Here is an 18,562-nt window from a genome sequence, read left to right on the forward strand (position 1 = left end):
ATCATGCATCAGTTTCAATTGTTCATCAGTGCCGAAATAGCTCAGCACTATGCAAATGAGATTGCCCAGCCTTCGAAGGAAGGGTAGCACCGGCGGGCAAAAAGCCAAGCATAGTCATGACGTACCCCGGATAAATTCCTTGGCGGCTTGTTTTGTGACGATATCATTCGCCTGCATGACAAAATGGGCCCAAGCCCAAGACCGCAAGGCACGTCTGTTGCGTTCAGACCTTCAGATTGCGGACTGTGGGTGACCAGATAATAAGTGCCGTGCCGAAGACAATGATCATGGTCGCCATGCCGGCCAGAGCAAACTGCGGCCCGATAAGAGCCGAGAGTATCGCTCCCATCGCGGTTCCCAGCTGTACAAGTCCGCGGTTCAGAAACAGCACGCTAAGCACGCGACCGCGAATTTTGTCATCGACGCTCATCTGCAAAATGGTGTTGTTGGTGGCGTTGTAGGCGATGTGCATGGCTCCGACGCCGACCAGGATAGCGGGAGCTAGAACGAAGACTGGGTTGAGTGCAAAACAGAGCAGCAGCACGCCAAACGCGATCAGAAAGATGATCATGGTCGTCCCGTGCCTGGAGCGCAGCGACATCGAGGCAACCAGTAAACCGCCGAGAATCGATCCGGCTCCGGCACAGGACGTGATGAAGCCTAGCCCAGCCGGGCCTATCTTGAAGACGTCGTGCGCAAAGAGGGTGAGCAGATGGATATAGGGCTGACCGAGAAACGTCGGGACGATTGCGATCAGCACCAGAAGCAGGATGGCGCGGTTTCCGCGCACATAGATAAGGGCTTCGCCGATACCGCGTAAGATCGATAGCTTTTCCTGCCGGACCGGGTCGGCCACGATTCGCATGGCGCCTAGCGACCACAACACGACTAGAAAACTGATTCCGTTTATCAGGAAGCAGCCTGCCGTACCCACCAGGCCGATGAATATGCCAGCGATCGACGGTCCAATGACCTTGGTGAGGTTCAACGTCACCGAGCTGAGAGCGATCGCATTGGGAAGATCTTCCCGTGGCACAATGGTCGATATCAGGGAATGACGTGCGGGCAAGTTGAAGGAAATGACGATGCCGCGGGCGGTGGCAATCATCAAGATCAAACTGATATTGGTCCCGCCGCTGTAGACGATCCCGGCGAGCACGAAGGCCAGCACCATTGCTGTTGCCTGCGTCACCATCATAAGACGCCGACGTTCGAAGTGATCGGCCGCGACCCCGCCAATCAGCGTAAAGATCAGGATCGGCAATCCGCGGCTTAAATTCACCAGACCGAGATAGAAAGATGATCCTGTGGTGACGAGCACGAACCAGTTCAGCGCAACCAGATCCATCCAGTCGCCGGTATTTGAAATAAGGATTCCGAGCCAGAGGAGCCGATAGTTTTTGTGCTTGAGCGCGGAGAACATTTTCATGCCGCGCACCGCGGGGACGGACTGGCAAAAAGGTCAAGGCGTGCAGGGGCATGGGTGGCGGCTTCCAGCTTGTGGCAATCTGTTCCTGAGCTGCAGCTGTCCACGTTCGTCATTTCTAGATGAGCTATTCCTGGTTGGTGATTGCCAGACTGTTGTCTGCTATGTCGGCGGCCGACACAGGAGCCAGGTCAGGAGAGTTGGTGTTCGATAAATACAGGGTGGCGGTAGCAAGCACTGCCGTCACCAAATTGGATTCAGCGGAGACCTTGCGACATCAGCTTCTGCATCAGCGGTGCAACGACCTGATCGGAAATCTGGATGTTCCAGACTTCGGAGCTGTCCTGTTCGATGTAGTCGTCGAACAGTGCTTTTGCTTCACCCAGAGAATTAATCTCGGCTCCGCGCAATCCAAAGCCCTTTGCAATGGCGGCGAAATCGGCCCGGCCAAAAACAGCGCTGCTTTCATCGATACCTTCCGAACGCAGTTTGTGGATTTCCGCGCCGTAAGCCCCATCGTTCAGCACGCAGATCAACAGCTTGATACCCTGCCTGCGAATTGTCTCCAATTCCTGGATGTGCATCAGCAAGCTGCCGTCGCCGTCGATGAGAACAACCTTGTCATTTCCCTTGGCAATCGCCACGCCAATCGCGATGGAAATGCCGTTGCCGATCGCGCCGAATTCGCGCACGACGTGATAATTTTCGGGACGGCGGTTTTTCATCTGCGAATGGAAATAGGCACAGTGCCCGGTCCCGCTGACGATTTCCCAGTCCTTTGGAATTATGCCGTCCAGTTCTTCGATAATAGCGCGGGGATCGACGGTGTCGGGAGCGATGGAAAACTGCCGGCGGTCGACGGATAGGTCTCTGATGCGTTCCGCGTTTGCAGCCGTACGCAGGCGCCGGTCGCGCGTCGCATACTCTTTCAATGCGGTATGAATGGCCTCAGCGGCTTCCTTAGCGTCCGCCCTGACATAGAGGTCAGCCGCTCGCACGCCATCTTTCAGGCCTAGCGGATTGGAGTCGACCTGGATGACGAACGCGTGCGGAAATAAGCTGCCGCCGTCGGAGGTGTAGGAGGTAATGCTGGCACCAAATGTGACGACCAGATCTGCACGGCTGAATGCATCGCGCGCTGCCGGATTGGCGAAACCTCCGGCAATTCCGAGATTGTAGGGGTCGTCGTCGAACAGGCCCCGGCACGGAAGCGTCGTCGAAAGCAGCGCACCGGCCTGCTCGGCAAGTTCCCGGATCGCGTCGCTAGCCCCGGAGTACATAGCTCCGCGACCGGCAATGAAAATCGGGTTCGTTGCACTTCTGATCTTCTCGACAATTTGAGCGACGGCTCGCGGATCGGCAGGGATCGGCGGCAGGTTCGGAAGGAATTTGGACGAAGGGACATAGTCTTCCAAGACACGGCGCTGCTTTTGCAGGTCGAACGGAACGCTGAGGACAACCGGTTTTCGTTCGGTCTGGGCTATGAAGAAAGCCTCGCGGACACTCGGCAGCAGGCGGCCTGCGCTGTGCGGCGCGATATGGTGGGCACCCACGGCAAGCGCCAGCGGCGCGTGTTCGAGACCCTGGTTGTACCACTTGGCATTTTCCGGATTCACCGGCACGTCGCCGGCAAAAAGCACGAGAGGAATGTGTCCACGCGCCGCTGTGGCCAGCGCCGTCATGGTCTGCGTGAAGCCAGGCCCAAGCGTGACAGAAGCCACCCCGACCTTGCCGGTTGCATAGCCATATCCGATCGCCATGCCGCAAGCGCAATGCTCGTGCCTGGCATGGACGGTTTCGACGCCTTCAAGCTGGGACAGCGCGACGGTCCAATGCATATTGGCGTCACCCATCAGGGTGAAGTTAGCCCGCACGCCTTCGGCATGAAACGCTTGTGCGAGAAGCTCATAACCGGGAAGATCGTTCTTCATCTGGCCGCTCATCCTTTCAAGTCTAAAATCAGCTCTTCAAAATCCCCTGGTCGATGCTGAACCAGCGCATGCAGCGCATCAGCCGGCGTCGACTGTTCGTATTCCTGCAAGTTCGATGGCGATGGCCAGATTGGATGGGTTCGGCTCCAGTTCGCCGGCATGAATCCGGCGCGTGACCTCTACCAGCGCTTGGTTCCCTGGTGTCTCAATTCCGAATTTGCGGCCTTCCTCGACGACATAGCCATTGATCATGTCGATCTCGCTCAGACGTCCTTTTCTGTGGTCCTGCAGTGTGGTGTTGGGGCCGCGTCCCGGTCCGATGTCGTGATTGATCTTCTCGATCAGCTTCATCAGCAGATTGTTGCTGCCCTCGACTTCTGCCTGCGTAAGGCCAAATATCGGGACTACGCCGTGGCCAAGCTTTTTGCCGACCGCGAGGGACTCGGTCCCCACCATCATCATCAGTTCGGTCATGCCCTTGGGCTGAACGTCGGTGAGTTCGCCGCCGGTCATGGCCATGGTGGCGAGCGTCATCGTGTTCAGGACGAGCTTCATGTATTTCGCGGAAAGAATATCGTTTACGAGTTCCACCTTGCCTGCGCTGCGCAGCACCGAGGCTACCTCTTCCTCCCGGCCCATGGTTGAGGGGCCGAGACTTCCCAAGCCGAACCATGTCCTGTCTGGAGCGGTGTTTCGCTTGATCTCGCCAGGCGTGAAACAGTAGGAGGACAGTTCGACAGCGCAACCAAGTGTGCGGGAAGGCCCGACGACATCGGCGATGACTTGGGCAGTCATCGCGTTCTGGGCTCCGACCAGAAATCCATCGTCCTTTAGATATGGCTTGATCAGTTCTGCGTGCCAGCGCGTGTCGTAAGATTTGGTGACGAGCAGAACGAGGTCGAATTTCTCGCGCATCGTGGCGACATCGCTCAGATGGAAAGCCCGAACTTTTGAGTGGATCTCACTCTGGCGCATGGTGATGTGCAGGCCGTCGAGCCGCATGGCTTCGACATGCTCATACCATTGGTCGATCAGCACGACGTCCAGACCCGCATTGGTCAGGTCGGCGGCTATGCAGCTGCCGTTTGCACCGGTGCCGAGCACCGCGATCTTCTTGTCCACGCTTGCTCCTATCAATTGCAGCTTGCCGCCCCGGGCATCTTCACAGAAACCGAATCGGCTTTGGACGCTACTTGTCGCAGACCGATTCTATGAGGCATGCAGTTCGGCACCTAGACGACCGCTCCCGGCGCCACGGCTTCGATCTCTGTTACGACGTCGATGATCACCGGACGCTTCGCATCAAGCGCTTTGGCCAAGGCTGCCGGAAACTCGCCCGGCTTCTCAACCCGCAGGCCGACGGCGCCCATCTGCTCGGCAAGTCTTGCGAAATTGACGTCGGTAAAGGTCCACAGTTCGCGCGCCTGCTCGGTCTGCTTTCCTCCGTAGACGCGGTCGAAGCCGCGCATCGACTGATTTCCCGACCGGTTGTTGTTGACGACGGTGACGCTGTTGATACCCCAGCGAACGGCTGTCTCCACTTCCGCGACGTGATACCAGAAACCGGCGTCACCGGTGAATGTGACGATCGGCCGATCGGGATGCGCACATTTTGCGCCCAGACCCGCCGGAAAAGCCCAACCGAGGTGACCGGCGCTCCGGATGTAGCTTTGGCCGGGTGTACGCAGATCGTACATTCCGCCCATCCACATACCGCCATGTCCTGTATCGACGACCACAATGGCATCGTCTGGCATGTGGCGGCTGAGTTCGCTGCAAATCCGCTCCGGCCGTATCGGAACGGCATCGGAGCCCATCAGGCTTGAATATTCCTCGCGCCATTGGCTCTTGATCGCATTGACGCGCTCAATCCAGCCTTTGCGCCGCGCTGCCGATTTGGTGTCAGCGATGTCCAGCATCGCCAGAAGCGCCATCTTCGCATCGGACAGCACGCTGGCCTTGAGGTCGTAGTTGCGTCCGAGGTTTTCCGGGTTGATGTCGATCTGGATCACGGCGCGATCAAGTGTCGGAACCTGCCAGAACGCTGTCGTCATGCTGCCTGTCTCGCTACCGACATAGCAGACAAGATCGGCTTCCTTGACGAGGCGGTTGGCGCTGCCGCGCGAATAGGTTCCAACCACGCCGATCGACAAATCATGCGAGCCCGGGATCGAATCCTTGCCGTTCAGCGATGTTGCGACGGGAATTGAAAGCAGTTCGGCGAGTTTGACGAGTTCGCCGGCGGCGTTCGAAGCGCGCACGCCGCCGCCTGCCACCAGCACGGGCCGTTCCGCCGCCTGAAGCAGTTCCAACGCTGCCTTTACGGCGTCGGGGTCTGGTCGTGGCCGGAAGGGCGGAATTGCCGCGAAGAGCGGCTCCACGTAAGGATTCAAATCTGCTTCGTCCTGGTCGATCTGGCCTTCGTTGCCACGGAACTGAAGGTGAACCGGACCGGGGGTCCCGCTGACCGAAACCTTGAAGGCCTGACGAACCATGTCCGGAATACGCCGTACGTCATCGATCGTGGCGTTGAATTTGGTGACCGGTTCGAACGAGGGAATATCGTCGACCTCCTGGTAGACCTTGCGGAATTTGGTAGCGGGATCGCGCCCGCCGGTCATAGCGATCACCGGCGCGTGCGCCAGATAGGCGTCACGCAGACCGGCCGCCAGATTATGCGCGCCGATGACCTGGGCCATGCATATCGCAGGGCGTCGCGCAGCGCGTGCAAATCCATCCGCCATGTAGGCAGCCGACGCTTCGCCATGCACATGCAGCCGGTGAATGCCGGTGCTTGCCTCTAGTTCGGCCATGGTTCTGCGCAGAACTGCAGGGACCATAAAGACATGCGTTACGCCGTAGCCCTCAAGCATCTTGGCTAGCGCTACCGCGCCGGTCATTTTCGCCATGTGTCAGTCCTCCCGCAATGCCTGGCGCAGCCGGATCAATGATCCGCAGTTTCGCGCTACATCTATCATTCAATCATTCGTTTGCAACAAATATTTAAATCATATGAGACTCTGGTACGGCGCGTGGCTGATGCGCGAGGCGGCGTCATGAAAACGCCTGCCGAACTGCTTCCGGCATATCCGCAACTTCGGATTGGTGCGCTACCGTGAGTTTGGTCGATGCCAGCCGGAATCGGGTCAAATTCCCGGAGTGCCTATGCCCAGCGGCAAGGTTACGGGACGTTTCTCCCTGGCGGCGATTTCAATGGCAGCTGTCAGTTCAAGCGTGGTGCGTGCCTGCTCGGCGGTCGAGTGCGGGCACGGGGTGCCGGTGGAGAGATAGTCCAGCCACGATCTTGTTTCGTCGCCTAGTGGTCCCCAGAAACTGCCGAGGGCCTTGTTTCCCGAGGCGTTGCTGGTCAGCAGCCCATGCTCCATCTTGTGGCCGACATAGCCATGGGTCATGCCCTCCTCGCTATGGACGATGTTCTGCAAATGATCGTGATCGAAAAGGATCGTACCCTTGTCGCCAATGATCTCCATCCGCATCAGCCGCCCGTGGGTGGGATAGTTGGCGGGCAGGGCGTAGTTGATGCCGATATTGACGAGCGAGCCGTTGGAATAGGTGATGATGGCCCAGGTCGCGTCGTCGGTGTCATATCCGAGATCGCGGTAGGCCATGCCGTTGGCGCGCGCGATTACTTCGACGGGGTGGGCATCGTCCATATACCAATTGAAGAGATCGACCAGGTAGGTCAGCGAATCTTTGACAAAGGTCGCTTCCGAAGAACGCTTCAGTATCTGCAGTCCGTGCGATTTCGTGTTGTAGATCCGCCCGACGCCCGAGATGATGCGACCGAATTTTCCGTCGAGCGTTTCCTGTTTGCCGACGATGTAGCTGCGGTTAAAGCGCAGGCTGTAGGCGACATGCAGGCTGGCGCCGCTTCGCTTTGAAGCCGTGATCATTGCGTCGGCGTCCTTCAAAGTCAGGGCTATGGGTTTTTCGACAAGAACTGGCTTTCCAAGATCAAGCGCCTGGATCGTAGCCTCGGCATGATCTGGCTCGCTGGTCGAGACAATGACGGCTGTTACCCTATCGTCGCTGATCACATCGTAATTACTGCCGGAAATGCGGTCGGCCGAAACCTGTCTGCCAACCAGTTCGGCACGATCAGCATCGATGTCGGAAACTGCCACATAGGTCACGGCGGGGTGAGCCGCAGCCATGCCGGCGCGCAGCAGCCCCATGCGTCCGGAGCCTACGATTGCGATCCCCAAATTGTTATGGCGCATTAAGATATTCCTCGCATAGCGCAAATCCCATATACGATAATTTCAAATAACCGTTGCAAACGAACGATTGATTTGACGATAGTGGAGCGACGCATGGCGTGCAAGCGCTTCTCATGGGAATGAGCCTTGGAGTGAAGCCGATGGGTGTCGAGGAGGAGTTGCGGCGTGGTGGGCGGCTCTGACAAGCTCGTAATCTTAACACTACGCGAGCTAACTGAACTCTGTCAGAAAGAGGGGAAAGGCAACACCACGCTTGGTGTCGTCGTGGGAGCGTGGAGACATGGCGTTTTCTGCTAAGTAATTGGTGATCCCGACAGGAATCGAACCTGTGACCTACAGATTAGGAATCTGCCGCTCTATCCTACTGAGCTACGGGACCAACCGAAACGACACATAGCCGCTTCGGCGCGTTTCGCCAACGGTTTTGGGCAGCAAAATTTGCGGCCCTTTGTCGACAGTGCGCAGGCCGGCCCGATGTTGGGCCGGCATTTCCAGGCGCCTATGCCGCCAGCGTGGTCTCGGCCAGGCGCACCCAATAGCTCATGCCGTGCGGGATGACCTCGTCGTTGAAGTCGTAGGCGGGGTGGTGGAGATTGGCGGTGTCGCCATTGCCGATGAAGATGAAGGCGCCGGGGCGGGCTTCCAGCATGTAGGAAAAATCCTCGCCGCCCATCACCGGCTGGATTTCGCGATGGACCTGGTTGCCGCCGGCAATCACCGCCGCGACGTCGCCGGCGATCACGGTTTCCTCGGGATGATTGAAGGTGACGGGATAGTTGGCGTCGTAGTGCACGTTGATCGTTGCACCATAGGCGGCAGCGATGCCTGAACAGATGGTTTCGATGCGCTCGCGGGCGATTGCGGCGACTTCCTTCTTCAGGGTACGCACGGTGCCGGCGAGTTCGACCTGCTCGGGAATAACGTTGTAGGCGTCGCCGCCATGAAATTTGGTCACCGTCACGACGACCGAATCGACTGGGTTGACCGTGCGCGAGGCAATCGTCTGGAAGGCGGTGACGATCTGGCTGCCGATGACCACCGGGTCGATGGCGAGATGGGGCATTGCCGCATGGCCGCCCTTGCCCTTCACGGTAATGGTGAATTCTGCGGTCGCCGCCATGATCGGGCCCGGCCGGATGGCAAACTGGCCAACCGGCAGGCCGGGAATATTGTGCATGCCGAACACTTTTTGGATGCCGAAGCGGTCCATCATGCCGTCATTGACCATGGCGAGGCCGCCGGCGCCGCCTTCTTCGGCCGGCTGGAAGATGACTGCGACGGAACCGGCAAAATTGCGGGTCTCGGCGAGATATTTGGCGGCACCCAGCAGCATTGCCGTGTGGCCGTCATGGCCGCAGGCGTGCATCTTGCCGGGCACGGTCGAGGCATAGGGCTTGCCGGTGATCTCGGTGATCGGCAGCGCATCCATGTCGGCGCGCAGGCCAACGGTCGTGCCGGCACCGAGATTGCCGCGGATGATGCCGACGACGCCGGTTCTGCCGATGCCGGGCACGACCTCGTCGCAGCCGAAGGATTTCAGCTTTTCGCTGACGAACTCGGCCGTCTTGAACACGTCGTAGTTGAGCTCGGGGTTCTGGTGCAGCGTGCGGCGCCAGCCGGCGACTTCGTCCTGCAATTCGGCGGCTCGGTTCAAAATCGGCATGATGAAAGACTTTCGTTGTTCATGGTTTTCCCGGCATTACCCACAATCGTGATCGCAGATGCTTTGCCATCATGAGGTCACATAAGCTAAATAGCACCGCATGAACGTGGGTGCGGGACGATGACGGCCAATGCGTGCTGTCGATTATTGGCCCAGGCCGAAATCTTACGGACCACGGGGCGACCACGGCAAGAGGCGATTTCGGGATTTCTCATGCGGCATAGCTTTTTTCCAAAAGGACTTCTCGCCGGGCTGGTGGCGCTCGGTGCACTGGCGGCGGCGCCGGCATGGGCCAATCCGTCGATCCTTTTCGATCTGAACACCGGCAAGGTGCTGCAGCATCAGGATGCGTTCCAGCGCTGGCATCCCGCCTCGCTGACCAAGCTGATGACCGCCTATGTCACCTTCCGCGCCATCGATGCGGGGGAATTGACCCTGCAATCACCCATCAAGGTGACCAAGAAATCCGCCGCCGAGCCGCCGAGCAAGATGGGCTACAAGCCCGGCTCGGTGATGACGCTCGACAATGCGCTGAAGATGATGCTGATCAAGTCGGCCAACGACATCGCCTATGCCGTGGGCGAAAATGTCGGCGGTACGATCCCGGCCTTTGCCAACCGTATGAACACCGAGGCCGCGCGCCTGGGCATGACCGGCAGCCATTTCACCAATGCCAATGGCCTGCATGACCCGCTGAACTATACGACCGCGCATGATCTCGCGATTCTGGTGCGGGCGATCCGCACCGAATATCCGCAATATGCGCCCTATTTCGCCATCGAGGGCCTCAGCGCCGGCAAGAAGGTGCTGAAGAGCTTCAATCTGCTGGTTGGCCGCTATCCGGGGGCGGATGGCATGAAGACGGGCTTTGTCTGCGCCTCCGGCTTCAACATGATCGGTTCGGCAACCCGCAACGGGCATACGCTGGTCGCAGTCGTGCTGGGCGAGAAAACGGCGGTGAGCCGCGCCGAGACGGCTGCCAATCTGCTCAACCAGGGCTTTGCGACCCCCGATGCCGGCGGCGCAACCGTGGCGACGCTGCCTGTCTATGGCAATCCGACCGCTGCGCCGCTCGATATCCGCGATCAGATTTGCCCGAAGAAGCCGGCTGCGGCAGCCGCCGCGCCGTCCGAGGATGCCGGCGAACAGGCGGCCACGGGTCCGAAGTCGCCTTATCTCGAAAAGCTGGATCACGAGCCGCGCCTCGTCGCGGTCGGTCTCGGCGGTGCCACCGGCCCGGTGCCGAAGGCATTCGCGGCGATCGCTGCCCAAAGCTATGCTGATGTTCCGATCCCGACCTGGCGTCCAGACCGTCCGGCTCCCGGCGGCACGCTGGCGGCCCAGGGCGACAGCCAATAGGCCAGGCGCTGACCATGAGCGAGCTTTATCCCATTCCCGTCTCGGTGCTGACCGGCTTTCTCGGCGCGGGCAAGACGACGCTGCTCAACCGGTTGCTGAAAGACGCCAGCCTTGCCGACACGGCTGTCATCATCAACGAGTTCGGCGACGTGGCGATCGATCATCTGCTGGTCGAGCAGGCATCTGACGGCATCATCCAGCTTTCCGACGGCTGCCTGTGCTGCACGGTGCGTGGCGAGCTGGTCGATACGCTGGCCGATCTCATCGACCGGCTCCAGACCGGCAAGATCGCCAGGCTGAAGCGCGTCATCGTCGAGACCACCGGCCTTGCCGACCCGGCCCCGGTGCTGCAATCGATCATGGGCCACCCGGCCCTGGTGCAGGCGTTCCGGCTCGACGGTGTCATCACACTGGTCGATGCGGTGAACGGCAATGCGACGCTCGACGCCCATGTCGAGGCGGTCAAGCAGGTGGCGGTGGCCGATCGTATCGTCATCACCAAGGCCGACCTTCAGGACGATCGGGAGGCGCTGGCTTCGCTTCACGCCCGGCTGCGCCAGATCAATCCGTCGGCGCCGCTGCTCGACGTGACCGATGAGACGACGGGTGTTGCGGCCCTATTCGAATGCGGCCTCTATGATCCAACGACGAAGACCGCCGATGTCCGCCGCTGGCTCGGCGAGGAAGCGGCGCATGCCGCGCATCACCATCACCCCGGCGGTCACGATCATCACCACGATCATGAGCATCGCCATGACGATCGCGTCCGCGCTTTCACGCTGGTCCATGACGGCCCGGTGCCGTTTTCGACCATCGAGATGTTCCTCGACCTCTTGCGCTCCACCCATGGTGAGAAGCTGCTGAGGCTGAAGGGCATCATCGAGATTGCCGAAGACCCGGGCCGGCCGCTGGTCGTCCATGGCGTGCAGAAGATCCTGCATCCGCCGGCGCGGCTGCCGTTCTGGCCGGACGCTGTTCGCGGCACGCGGCTGGTGCTGATCACGCTCGACATGCCGGAAGACTATGTGCGCCGCCTGTTTGCCGCCTTCACCAACAAGCCGGCAATCGATACGCCGGATCGTGCTGCGCTCGAGGACAATCCGCTGGCGATTGCCGGGATGCGATAGTTTTCAACGGTGCCGCTTTCCCTTCTCCCCGTCACTATACGGGGGAGAAGGTCCCGGCAGGGGGATGAGGGGCGGCGCCAACTTTCGACCGGAATCTAAAAGCAGTCATCTTGCGCACTAGATGCACGCTAGAAACGCCTAAGCCCCGCGCTCCACCAAAAACCGATGCCCGCCGCTCTCCGCCTGCGTTTCGACAAGGCGATGGCCGTTGTCGGCGCAGAAGGCGGGGATGTCGATGACGGCCAGCGGGTCGGTGGTTTCGAGCCACAGCAGGCTGCCGGGAACCATCTCGGACAGGCGCTTGCGCGCTTTCAGGACGGGCAGGGGGCAGTTCAGCCCCTTGAGGTCGTAGACGCCCGCTTCAGCCGACATCGCGCCTCAGCTGCCGAAAATGTTGGTGATGCCGGCGAGGCGCTTGCGCACATTGCCGAGAATGCCAGGCTGTTCGGCGGGCGCACCAGCAGCAGTCGTCGCAGCTTCCGGCGGCACGATGGTGATCTGGCCGGCGTCTGCGGTAGCAGGCTGGGCGGGCGCGGGAGCTGCCTTCTGCGCCTTGGCCAAAGCGATCGCGGCCTTCTTTTCGTCGGCTGCGCGCTGTTTCTCTTCGGCTATCTTCTTCTTTTCTGCCTCGGCGGCTTCAAGGGCTGCCATGCGTTTGCCGGCGGGCGAATCGATGCGGCCCATGCGGGCGGTTTCGACAATCGAACCGTCGGCCTGCAGTGAGGGCGGCTCGATCGGCACGCGCTCGCCGCGCGCCCGCTTGTGGGTCCATTCCTGAACCAGCTTGGCTTCCTTGATGCCGGCAATCGCCGGCTTCGGCGCAATCTTTTCGCTCTTGCCTACGGCGCTGTTGAAAGCTGCGTCATAGCTCGACTGGTAGGACTGGTAAGCCATCTTAAGCGAATCGGGCTGGCTTGAAGCCGGGCAGGCGCTGGTCGGCGAGAAGGCAGCACCCCCCTCGGGTACCTGGTTGAAGACGTAGCGCTTCTCGCAGACATCGACCTTCGGCGGCACTTTGGTAATCTCGAAGTTGTCGTAGCCTTCCTTCAGCATCTTCCAGAACGCGTAGTTCGGGTCGTTGCGGTAGCGCGCCATGTTGGCGGCGGTCATGCGGAAAGGGAAGGCCTGGATCTGGAATTCGGTCTGGCCGCCATTGAAGGCGTCACGGCCGAAGGCATAGATCTGCTCGATCTGCTCGTCGGTCATCGAATAGCAGCCGGAAGACGAGCAGGCGCCGTGCACCATCAGGTTGGTGCCGGTGCGGCCGTTGGCGCGGTCATAGGCGTTGGGGTAGCCGATGTTGAAGGCCAGATGGTACTGCGAATTCGGGTTCATCTGCGCCGGGCGCACCGTATAGAAGCCCTCGGGGGCCTGGCGGTCGCCCTCGATATATTTCGGCCCGAGCTTGCCCGACCATTTGCAGATGTCATAGGTCGCGATGACGTCGTAGCGGCCGTTGGTCTTCTGCTTCCAGATCTCGACCTTGCCTTCTTCCTTGAAGACGCGCGCCATGATCGGCGCGTTGCGCTGCATGCCCTTGGCCTTCATTTCGGCCACGACTTTCGGCGACAACTGTTTGTTGGCCTTGGGCGATAGATCGGTGAATGTTGTCTGCTCATTGCAGCCAGCCACCATCAGCGTGGCAATCAGCAATCCGGCACGTGCGACATTGGCAATCAGCGGCATGAAAATCGTCTTCGTTTCCATCGGTCGCGGTGAGAAGATCGTCTCCCGTCGTCCGGTCATTTCCAGGAACCGGACAATATGCCCGTTAACCTTGAAAATTGATTACCGCAAGGGTTAACAGCCCACTCTCACCACACGCGATACACGAAAAAGTGGCGGCAATTTTGTGGCAGAAATTTGGAACCCTGCCGTAATTCCCCAGCGATCAGAGACTGCGGCCGATGGCGAGGTATTTTTCGCGGCGCTGTTCGCGGAAATCGGTCGGTTTGGCGGCGAAATCGGCGAGCGTCTTGGCAATCAGGTCGCCGGCAGCCTTCATCACCGTTTCCGGTGCGCGGTGGGCGCCGCCGAGCGGTTCGGGAATGATCGCGTCGATCACCTTCAGGTCCAGAAGGTCCTGCGCGGTGATCTTCATGTTGGTCGCGGCGTCCTTGGAACGCGTGGTATCGCGCCACAGGATGGAAGCCGCACCTTCCGGCGAAATCACCGAATAGATGGCGTGTTCGAGCATGAAGACGCGGTTGGCCGTGGCAATGGCGATTGCGCCGCCCGAGCCGCCTTCGCCGATGACCACCGAGATCGACGGCACCTTCAGGCCGAGGCAGGCGGAGGTCGAGCGGGCGATGGCCTCGGCCTGGCCGCGCTCTTCCGCTTCGACGCCGGGAAAGGCGCCGGCGGTGTCGACCAGTGTCACCACGGGAATCGAGAAACGGTCGGCAAGCTCCATGATGCGCACCGCCTTGCGGTAGCCTTCTGGCTTCGCCGAGCCAAAATTATGCTTGATCCGGCTCTTGGTGTCGGAGCCCTTTTCCTGTCCGATGACGGCAACGGGCTCGCCGCGGAAGCGGGCGAAGCCGCCGATGATGGCCTCGTCCTCACCAAAGGCGCGGTCGCCGGCCAGTGTGGTGAAATCGGTGAACAGCGCATCGACATAATCGAGGCAGTGCGGCCGGTCGGGATGGCGGGCCACCTGCACCTTCTGCCACGGCGTCAGCGCCTTGTAGGCGTCGCGCAGCGCATCCTTGGAGCGCTTCTCCAGCCGGGCGATCTCGTCGGCGACATCGACAGCCTCGCCGCTTTCGGCAAGCTTCTTAAGCTCGATGATCTTGCCATCGAGATCCTGCACCGGTTTTTCGAAATCGAGGTAATTGTACATGCGTGAGCGGACCAATACGCCTGAATTAAAACACAGCCAGAACCTTCAAAAGACAGGTTCGGCGCCGCGAAACTCGCCTCCACATAGCGTCAGCTTGTCTTGTCGGCAAGCGGATGATGGTCATTGACCAGTCGCATCAACCGTTCCTCAAGCACATGGGTGTAGATTTGTGTCGTCGATATGTCGGCGTGGCCGAGCAGTTGCTGCACGGCGCGGAGGTCGGCGCCATTCTGCAGGAGATGGCTGGCGAAGGCGTGGCGCAGCACATGCGGCGAGATTTTCGCAGCCGTTATTCCGGTTCTGGCGGCAAGCCCTTTCAGGTCGCGCGCAAACACCTGCCGCGGCAGATGGCCGCTTTCGGAAGCGGCGGGAAACAGGAACGGGCTCTCGGCAAATGCCGGCACCTTCTCACGTTCTGTGAGCCAACTGCGCATCGCTTCGCGCGCCTTGGCAGAGAGCGGCACCATGCGATCCTTGTCGCCCTTGCCGCGCACGATGAAGAAGCGCTCGTCGCGCAGCGCCACCGTCAGCGGCAGGCTGACCAGTTCGGAAACGCGCAGGCCCGTCGCATAAAGCACCTCGACCAGCGCATGCATGCGCCTTGCCGCGATATGAGCGCTGTAGCCCGTCGATGCGTCATTGGCTTCGGTCGCCGCCCGGTCGAGCAGGCGGCCGGTCTCGGCCTCGCTCATGATCTTGGGCAGCGGCCGCTCTTTCTTCGGGCTGTCGAGCGTGCCGGTGGGGTCGTCCGTGCGCAGCCCCTCGGCATAGAGAAACTTGTAGAATTGCCGCAGCACCGAAAGTTTGCGCGCCTGCGAGGTCGGGGCAAAGCCGCGCCCGGCGATGTCGCCGAGATAGGCGCGGATGCTTTCAGTTGCCGCGCCCGCCAGGTCGCCGATGTTTTCGGCGGCGTCTTCCAGGTCGCGGCGGTAGGAGGAGAGCGTGTTGTTGGCAGCGCCCCGCTCGGCGCTCATCATCTCCAGAAAAGCCTCTATCCGCGCGCCGCTTCTCATGGCCGCTATTTCTTCGGATTGATCTTGTCGGCGGGAATGCGGATGGTGATCTCGCCCTTCTTCGGCTCGACATAGGTGACCAGAGCGAACATTGCGCCGTAGGCAATGCCCGCCAGAATGCCCAGCGTCACCAGAAACCGGAATAAGGTCGGCATTGTTTGGTCGTGCCCTCCCTGTGCCGTGCCGTTATGGGACGCCCTTCATGTCATTTCAAGGGCGGGCCCTAACCCTTGACGCGCAAGGGGTTTTGATGTCGAAACGCCGCATGATGAGCGAGGCGCCCGAAAACACGGTTCCGAGACAGGCCGAACTGCTGAAGCAGCTCGGTTCGCGCTCTATCGTGTTCGTCGGTTTGATGGGCGCCGGCAAGACGGCGATCGGCCGGCGGGTGGCGAGCGTTCTGCATCTGCCCTTCACCGACAGCGACCACGAGATCGAAAGCGTCTCGCGCATGACGATCCCCGAGCTGTTCGAGCGCTATGGCGAGCCGGAATTCCGCGCTCTTGAGCAGCGCGTCATCCACCGCGTGCTGGAAAGCGGCCCGCAGGTGCTGTCCACCGGCGGCGGCGCCTTCATGAATGCACAGACGCAAGGCATCATAGCCGACCATGGCGTTTCGGTCTGGCTCAAGGCCGATATCGACACGCTGATGGAGCGGGTCGGAAAGAAGCCGACGCGGCCGCTGCTGCAAAACCCCGACCCGCGCGCGGTCATGGAGCGGCTGATGGCCGAGCGCTATCCCGTCTATGCCAAGGCCGATGTCACCGTGCCGACCCGCGACGAGCGCAAGGAAATCATCGCCGCCGAGGTCATCGAGGAACTCGTGTCCTATCTTTGCGGGCAGGGCCACCCCGCCACGGAGAATGCACAATGAATGACGGCGGCACGAACGGCACGGTCAAGGTTAGCGTCGGGCTCGGCGACAGGGCCTATGACATATTGATCGGCTCCGGCCTGATCGCGCGGGCCGGTGCTGAAATCGCTACACGGCTGCCGGGCATACGCGCGGCGATCGTCACCGACGAGAATGTCGCTGCTGCTCATCTCGAGGCTCTTACCGCCAGTCTTGAAAGCGCAGGCATCGCCTCTACGGCAATCACGCTGCCGGCCGGCGAGAAGACGAAGAGCTTTGCCCATCTGCAGGACGTGGTCGACGGCGTGCTTGCCGCCCGGCTGGAGCGCGGCGACGCGGTTCTGGCGCTCGGCGGCGGGGTCATTGGCGATCTCACCGGCTTCGCCGCCGGCATCGTGCGGCGCGGCATGAATTTCGTGCAATTGCCGACCTCGCTGCTGGCGCAGGTCGATTCGTCCGTCGGCGGCAAGACCGGCATCAACAGCGCCCACGGCAAGAACCTCATCGGCGTCTTCCACCAGCCGCGCGTCGTGCTGGCCGATACCGATGTGCTCGACACCCTGCCCGTCCGCGAATTCCGTGCCGGCTATGCCGAGGTCGCCAAATACGGCCTCATCGACCGCCCCGATTTCTTCGCCTGGCTGGAAAAGAACTGGCGCGAGGTGTTTTCCGGTGGCCCGGCCCGCACTGAAGCGATTGCACAATCCTGCCGCGCCAAGGCCGATGTCGTCGCCCGTGACGAGTTCGAGACCGGCGACCGGGCGCTGCTCAATCTCGGCCACACATTTGGCCACGCGCTGGAGGCCGCCACCGGCTATGACGGCGCGCGGCTCGTCCACGGCGAGGGCGTCGCCATCGGCATGGCGCTTGCCTATCGCTTTTCGGCGCGCATGAACCTTGCCAGCCCGGACGATGCCGCCCGCGTCGAGACGCATCTGCGCGATGTCGGCCTGCCGTGGCGCATGGCCGATATTCCCGGCGAGCTTCCCGATGCCGAGCGGCTGCTTGGCTATATCGCCCAGGACAAGAAAGTGTCGCGCGGCGCACTCACCTTCATCCTGACGCGCGGCATCGGCCAGTCCTTCATTGCCAAGGACGTTCCGGCATCGGAAGTTCTGGCCTTCCTGCGGGAGAATCACCCGGGATGAAAGTCGAAGCGCTTGCCGCCGTCATCTGCGTCCTTCTGGCGCTGATCGCGCTCGCGCTGATGTTTCGCACGCGATTGCTCGCGGCTTTCGGCCTCGAATTGCAAAAGATCGAGCCGCAGCAATCGGCCCATGACGAGCTGCGCGGCACTGTCGCGGACCTCCATCGTGGCGGCGGCGTGGTCAAGCAGGATCGCGACCGCATGGGCGCGCTGCTCGACCTGCACGAACTCGAAGTCTCCGACGTCATGGTCCATCGGCTGAACATGCGCTCAGTCAACGCCGACAATGCGCCCGAGGCTGTGGTTCGCGAAATCCTGCAAAGCCCGCATACGCGCATGCCGCTGTGGCGCGGCGCCACCGACAATATCGTCGGCGTGCTGCACGCCAAGGATCTGCTTCGGGCGCTCAACGATGTCGGCAATGATTTTTCACAGATCGACGTGATGAAAATCGCCTCCAAGCCGTGGTTCGTACCGGACACGACGACGCTTCAGGAACAGCTCAACGCCTTCCTGCGCCGCAAGGCGCATTTCGCCCTCGTCGTGGACGAGTATGGCGAGCTGGAAGGGCTGGTCACGCTCGAAGACATCATCGAGGAAATCGTCGGCGAGATCGCCGACGAGCACGATGTCGACGTGCAGGGCGTGCGCCAGGAATCGGACGGCTCGATCGTGGTCGACGGCTCCGTCCCGATCCGCGATCTCAATCGCGCGCTCGACTGGGAACTGCCCGACGACGAGGCGGTCACCATCGCCGGCCTCGTTATCCACGAGACTCAGTCGATCCCGGAAGAGAAACAGGCCTTCACCTTTCACGGCAAGCGCTTCATCGTCATGAAGCGCGACAAGAACCGCATCACGCGCATCAGGATCAGGCCGGCGCTCGAGGTAACGGAAGCGGTTCCGCGTCAAGCCTGAGATTCAAACTCGTGCCATGTTATGTTCGAAAATGACCATAGT

Annotated in this window: 16 protein-coding genes and 1 tRNA gene; 5 read left to right on the forward strand and 12 right to left on the reverse strand. The window is 60.8% G+C overall.

Going from position 1 to position 18,562, the window contains the following annotated elements; genetic code table 11:
* Positions 1–223 precede the first annotated feature (223 nt).
* The 7 genes from BM413_RS02310 to BM413_RS02340 form a co-directional block, all read right to left on the reverse strand.
* Positions 224–1,429 (reverse strand): MFS transporter, encoded by a 1,206-nt coding sequence (locus tag BM413_RS02310; protein ID WP_091909828.1) that lies wholly within the window; start codon positions 1,427–1,429, stop codon positions 224–226.
* Positions 1,430–1,683: 254 nt separating this feature from the next.
* Positions 1,684–3,357 carry a thiamine pyrophosphate-binding protein gene (locus BM413_RS02315; RefSeq protein WP_244537717.1) on the reverse strand — a complete coding sequence of 558 codons (1,674 nt, stop codon included), beginning with the start codon at positions 3,355–3,357 and terminating at the stop codon, positions 1,684–1,686.
* Positions 3,358–3,435: 78 nt separating this feature from the next.
* Positions 3,436–4,479, reverse strand: a complete 1,044-nt coding sequence (locus tag BM413_RS02320) for a ketopantoate reductase family protein (RefSeq protein ID WP_139238543.1) — start codon at positions 4,477–4,479, stop codon at positions 3,436–3,438.
* Between the two features lie 110 nt (positions 4,480–4,589).
* Entirely contained in the window at positions 4,590–6,266 is a 1,677-nt protein-coding gene (locus BM413_RS02325) for a thiamine pyrophosphate-binding protein (RefSeq protein ID WP_091909837.1), read from the reverse strand.
* A 237-nt stretch (positions 6,267–6,503) separates the two neighbouring features.
* Entirely contained in the window at positions 6,504–7,598 is a 1,095-nt protein-coding gene (locus BM413_RS02330; RefSeq protein ID WP_091909838.1) for a Gfo/Idh/MocA family protein, read from the reverse strand.
* A gap of 302 nt (positions 7,599–7,900) precedes the next feature.
* A tRNA-Arg gene (locus BM413_RS02335) sits at positions 7,901–7,977 on the reverse strand.
* A gap of 120 nt (positions 7,978–8,097) precedes the next feature.
* A complete protein-coding gene (locus BM413_RS02340; protein ID WP_091909840.1) occupies positions 8,098–9,261 on the reverse strand; it encodes a M20 aminoacylase family protein in 1,164 nt (387 codons plus the stop codon).
* A gap of 213 nt (positions 9,262–9,474) precedes the next feature.
* Between BM413_RS02340 and BM413_RS02345 the strand changes: the two genes are divergently transcribed.
* A complete protein-coding gene (locus tag BM413_RS02345) occupies positions 9,475–10,620 on the forward strand; it encodes a D-alanyl-D-alanine carboxypeptidase family protein (RefSeq protein ID WP_091909844.1) in 1,146 nt (381 codons plus the stop codon).
* 14 nt (positions 10,621–10,634) lie between these two features.
* On the forward strand, positions 10,635–11,747 hold the full coding sequence (locus BM413_RS02350) for a CobW family GTP-binding protein (protein ID WP_091909847.1): 1,113 nt from the start codon (positions 10,635–10,637) through the stop codon (positions 11,745–11,747).
* A gap of 138 nt (positions 11,748–11,885) precedes the next feature.
* Here BM413_RS02350 and BM413_RS02355 read toward each other — a convergent pair whose 3' ends face one another.
* From BM413_RS02355 to BM413_RS02375, 5 genes are all read right to left on the reverse strand, one after another.
* The gene (locus BM413_RS02355) at positions 11,886–12,119 is read right to left on the reverse strand and encodes a sulfurtransferase TusA family protein (RefSeq protein WP_091909850.1); all 234 of its coding nucleotides are present in this window, start codon (positions 12,117–12,119) and stop codon (positions 11,886–11,888) included.
* Positions 12,120–12,125: 6 nt separating this feature from the next.
* A complete protein-coding gene (locus BM413_RS02360; protein WP_091910309.1) occupies positions 12,126–13,427 on the reverse strand; it encodes a L,D-transpeptidase family protein in 1,302 nt (433 codons plus the stop codon).
* Positions 13,428–13,638: 211 nt separating this feature from the next.
* Positions 13,639–14,589, reverse strand: a complete 951-nt coding sequence (locus tag BM413_RS02365; RefSeq protein ID WP_091909853.1) for an acetyl-CoA carboxylase carboxyltransferase subunit alpha — start codon at positions 14,587–14,589, stop codon at positions 13,639–13,641.
* A gap of 89 nt (positions 14,590–14,678) precedes the next feature.
* Positions 14,679–15,602 carry a site-specific tyrosine recombinase XerD gene (locus tag BM413_RS02370; protein ID WP_091909856.1) on the reverse strand — a complete coding sequence of 308 codons (924 nt, stop codon included), beginning with the start codon at positions 15,600–15,602 and terminating at the stop codon, positions 14,679–14,681.
* Between the two features lie 5 nt (positions 15,603–15,607).
* Entirely contained in the window at positions 15,608–15,757 is a 150-nt protein-coding gene (locus tag BM413_RS02375) for a histidine kinase (RefSeq protein ID WP_091909859.1), read from the reverse strand.
* Between the two features lie 95 nt (positions 15,758–15,852).
* Between BM413_RS02375 and BM413_RS02380 the strand changes: the two genes are divergently transcribed.
* The 3 genes from BM413_RS02380 to BM413_RS02390 are packed head-to-tail and all read left to right on the forward strand — an operon-like array spanning position 15,853 to position 18,520.
* Positions 15,853–16,476 carry a shikimate kinase gene (locus tag BM413_RS02380; RefSeq protein WP_244537718.1) on the forward strand — a complete coding sequence of 208 codons (624 nt, stop codon included), beginning with the start codon at positions 15,853–15,855 and terminating at the stop codon, positions 16,474–16,476.
* On the forward strand, positions 16,473–17,603 hold the full coding sequence (gene aroB / locus BM413_RS02385) for a 3-dehydroquinate synthase (protein ID WP_091909862.1): 1,131 nt from the start codon (positions 16,473–16,475) through the stop codon (positions 17,601–17,603). The genes BM413_RS02380 and aroB overlap by 4 nt, the downstream gene beginning before the upstream one ends.
* The gene (locus BM413_RS02390; protein ID WP_091909865.1) at positions 17,600–18,520 is read left to right on the forward strand and encodes an HlyC/CorC family transporter; all 921 of its coding nucleotides are present in this window, start codon (positions 17,600–17,602) and stop codon (positions 18,518–18,520) included. Before aroB ends, BM413_RS02390 begins: the two co-directional genes overlap by 4 nt.
* Positions 18,521–18,562 lie beyond the last annotated feature (42 nt).

The organism is Mesorhizobium sp. YR577 (assembly GCF_900116595.1).
Classification (GTDB): domain Bacteria; phylum Pseudomonadota; class Alphaproteobacteria; order Rhizobiales; family Rhizobiaceae; genus Mesorhizobium_M.

Excerpts from the sequence above, each read along its gene's own strand:
- BM413_RS02325 (WP_091909837.1), bottom strand. The coding sequence starts at position 6,266 with ATGGCGAAAATGACCGGCGCGGTAGCGCTAGCCAAGATGCTTGAGGGC.
- BM413_RS02355 (WP_091909850.1), bottom strand. The coding sequence starts at position 12,119 with ATGTCGGCTGAAGCGGGCGTCTACGACCTCAAGGGGCTGAACTGCCCC.
- BM413_RS02390 (WP_091909865.1), top strand. The coding sequence starts at position 17,600 with ATGAAAGTCGAAGCGCTTGCCGCCGTCATCTGCGTCCTTCTGGCGCTG.
- BM413_RS02345 (WP_091909844.1), top strand. The coding sequence starts at position 9,475 with ATGCGGCATAGCTTTTTTCCAAAAGGACTTCTCGCCGGGCTGGTGGCG.
- BM413_RS02350 (WP_091909847.1), top strand. The coding sequence starts at position 10,635 with ATGAGCGAGCTTTATCCCATTCCCGTCTCGGTGCTGACCGGCTTTCTC.
- BM413_RS02380 (WP_244537718.1), top strand. The coding sequence starts at position 15,853 with ATGTCGAAACGCCGCATGATGAGCGAGGCGCCCGAAAACACGGTTCCG.
- BM413_RS02340 (WP_091909840.1), bottom strand. The coding sequence starts at position 9,261 with ATGCCGATTTTGAACCGAGCCGCCGAATTGCAGGACGAAGTCGCCGGC.
- BM413_RS02310 (WP_091909828.1), bottom strand. The coding sequence starts at position 1,429 with ATGAAAATGTTCTCCGCGCTCAAGCACAAAAACTATCGGCTCCTCTGG.
- BM413_RS02330 (WP_091909838.1), bottom strand. The coding sequence starts at position 7,598 with ATGCGCCATAACAATTTGGGGATCGCAATCGTAGGCTCCGGACGCATG.
- BM413_RS02365 (WP_091909853.1), bottom strand. The coding sequence starts at position 14,589 with ATGTACAATTACCTCGATTTCGAAAAACCGGTGCAGGATCTCGATGGC.
- BM413_RS02315 (WP_244537717.1), bottom strand. The coding sequence starts at position 3,357 with ATGAAGAACGATCTTCCCGGTTATGAGCTTCTCGCACAAGCGTTTCAT.
- BM413_RS02375 (WP_091909859.1), bottom strand. The coding sequence starts at position 15,757 with ATGCCGACCTTATTCCGGTTTCTGGTGACGCTGGGCATTCTGGCGGGC.
- BM413_RS02370 (WP_091909856.1), bottom strand. The coding sequence starts at position 15,602 with ATGAGAAGCGGCGCGCGGATAGAGGCTTTTCTGGAGATGATGAGCGCC.
- aroB (WP_091909862.1), top strand. The coding sequence starts at position 16,473 with ATGAATGACGGCGGCACGAACGGCACGGTCAAGGTTAGCGTCGGGCTC.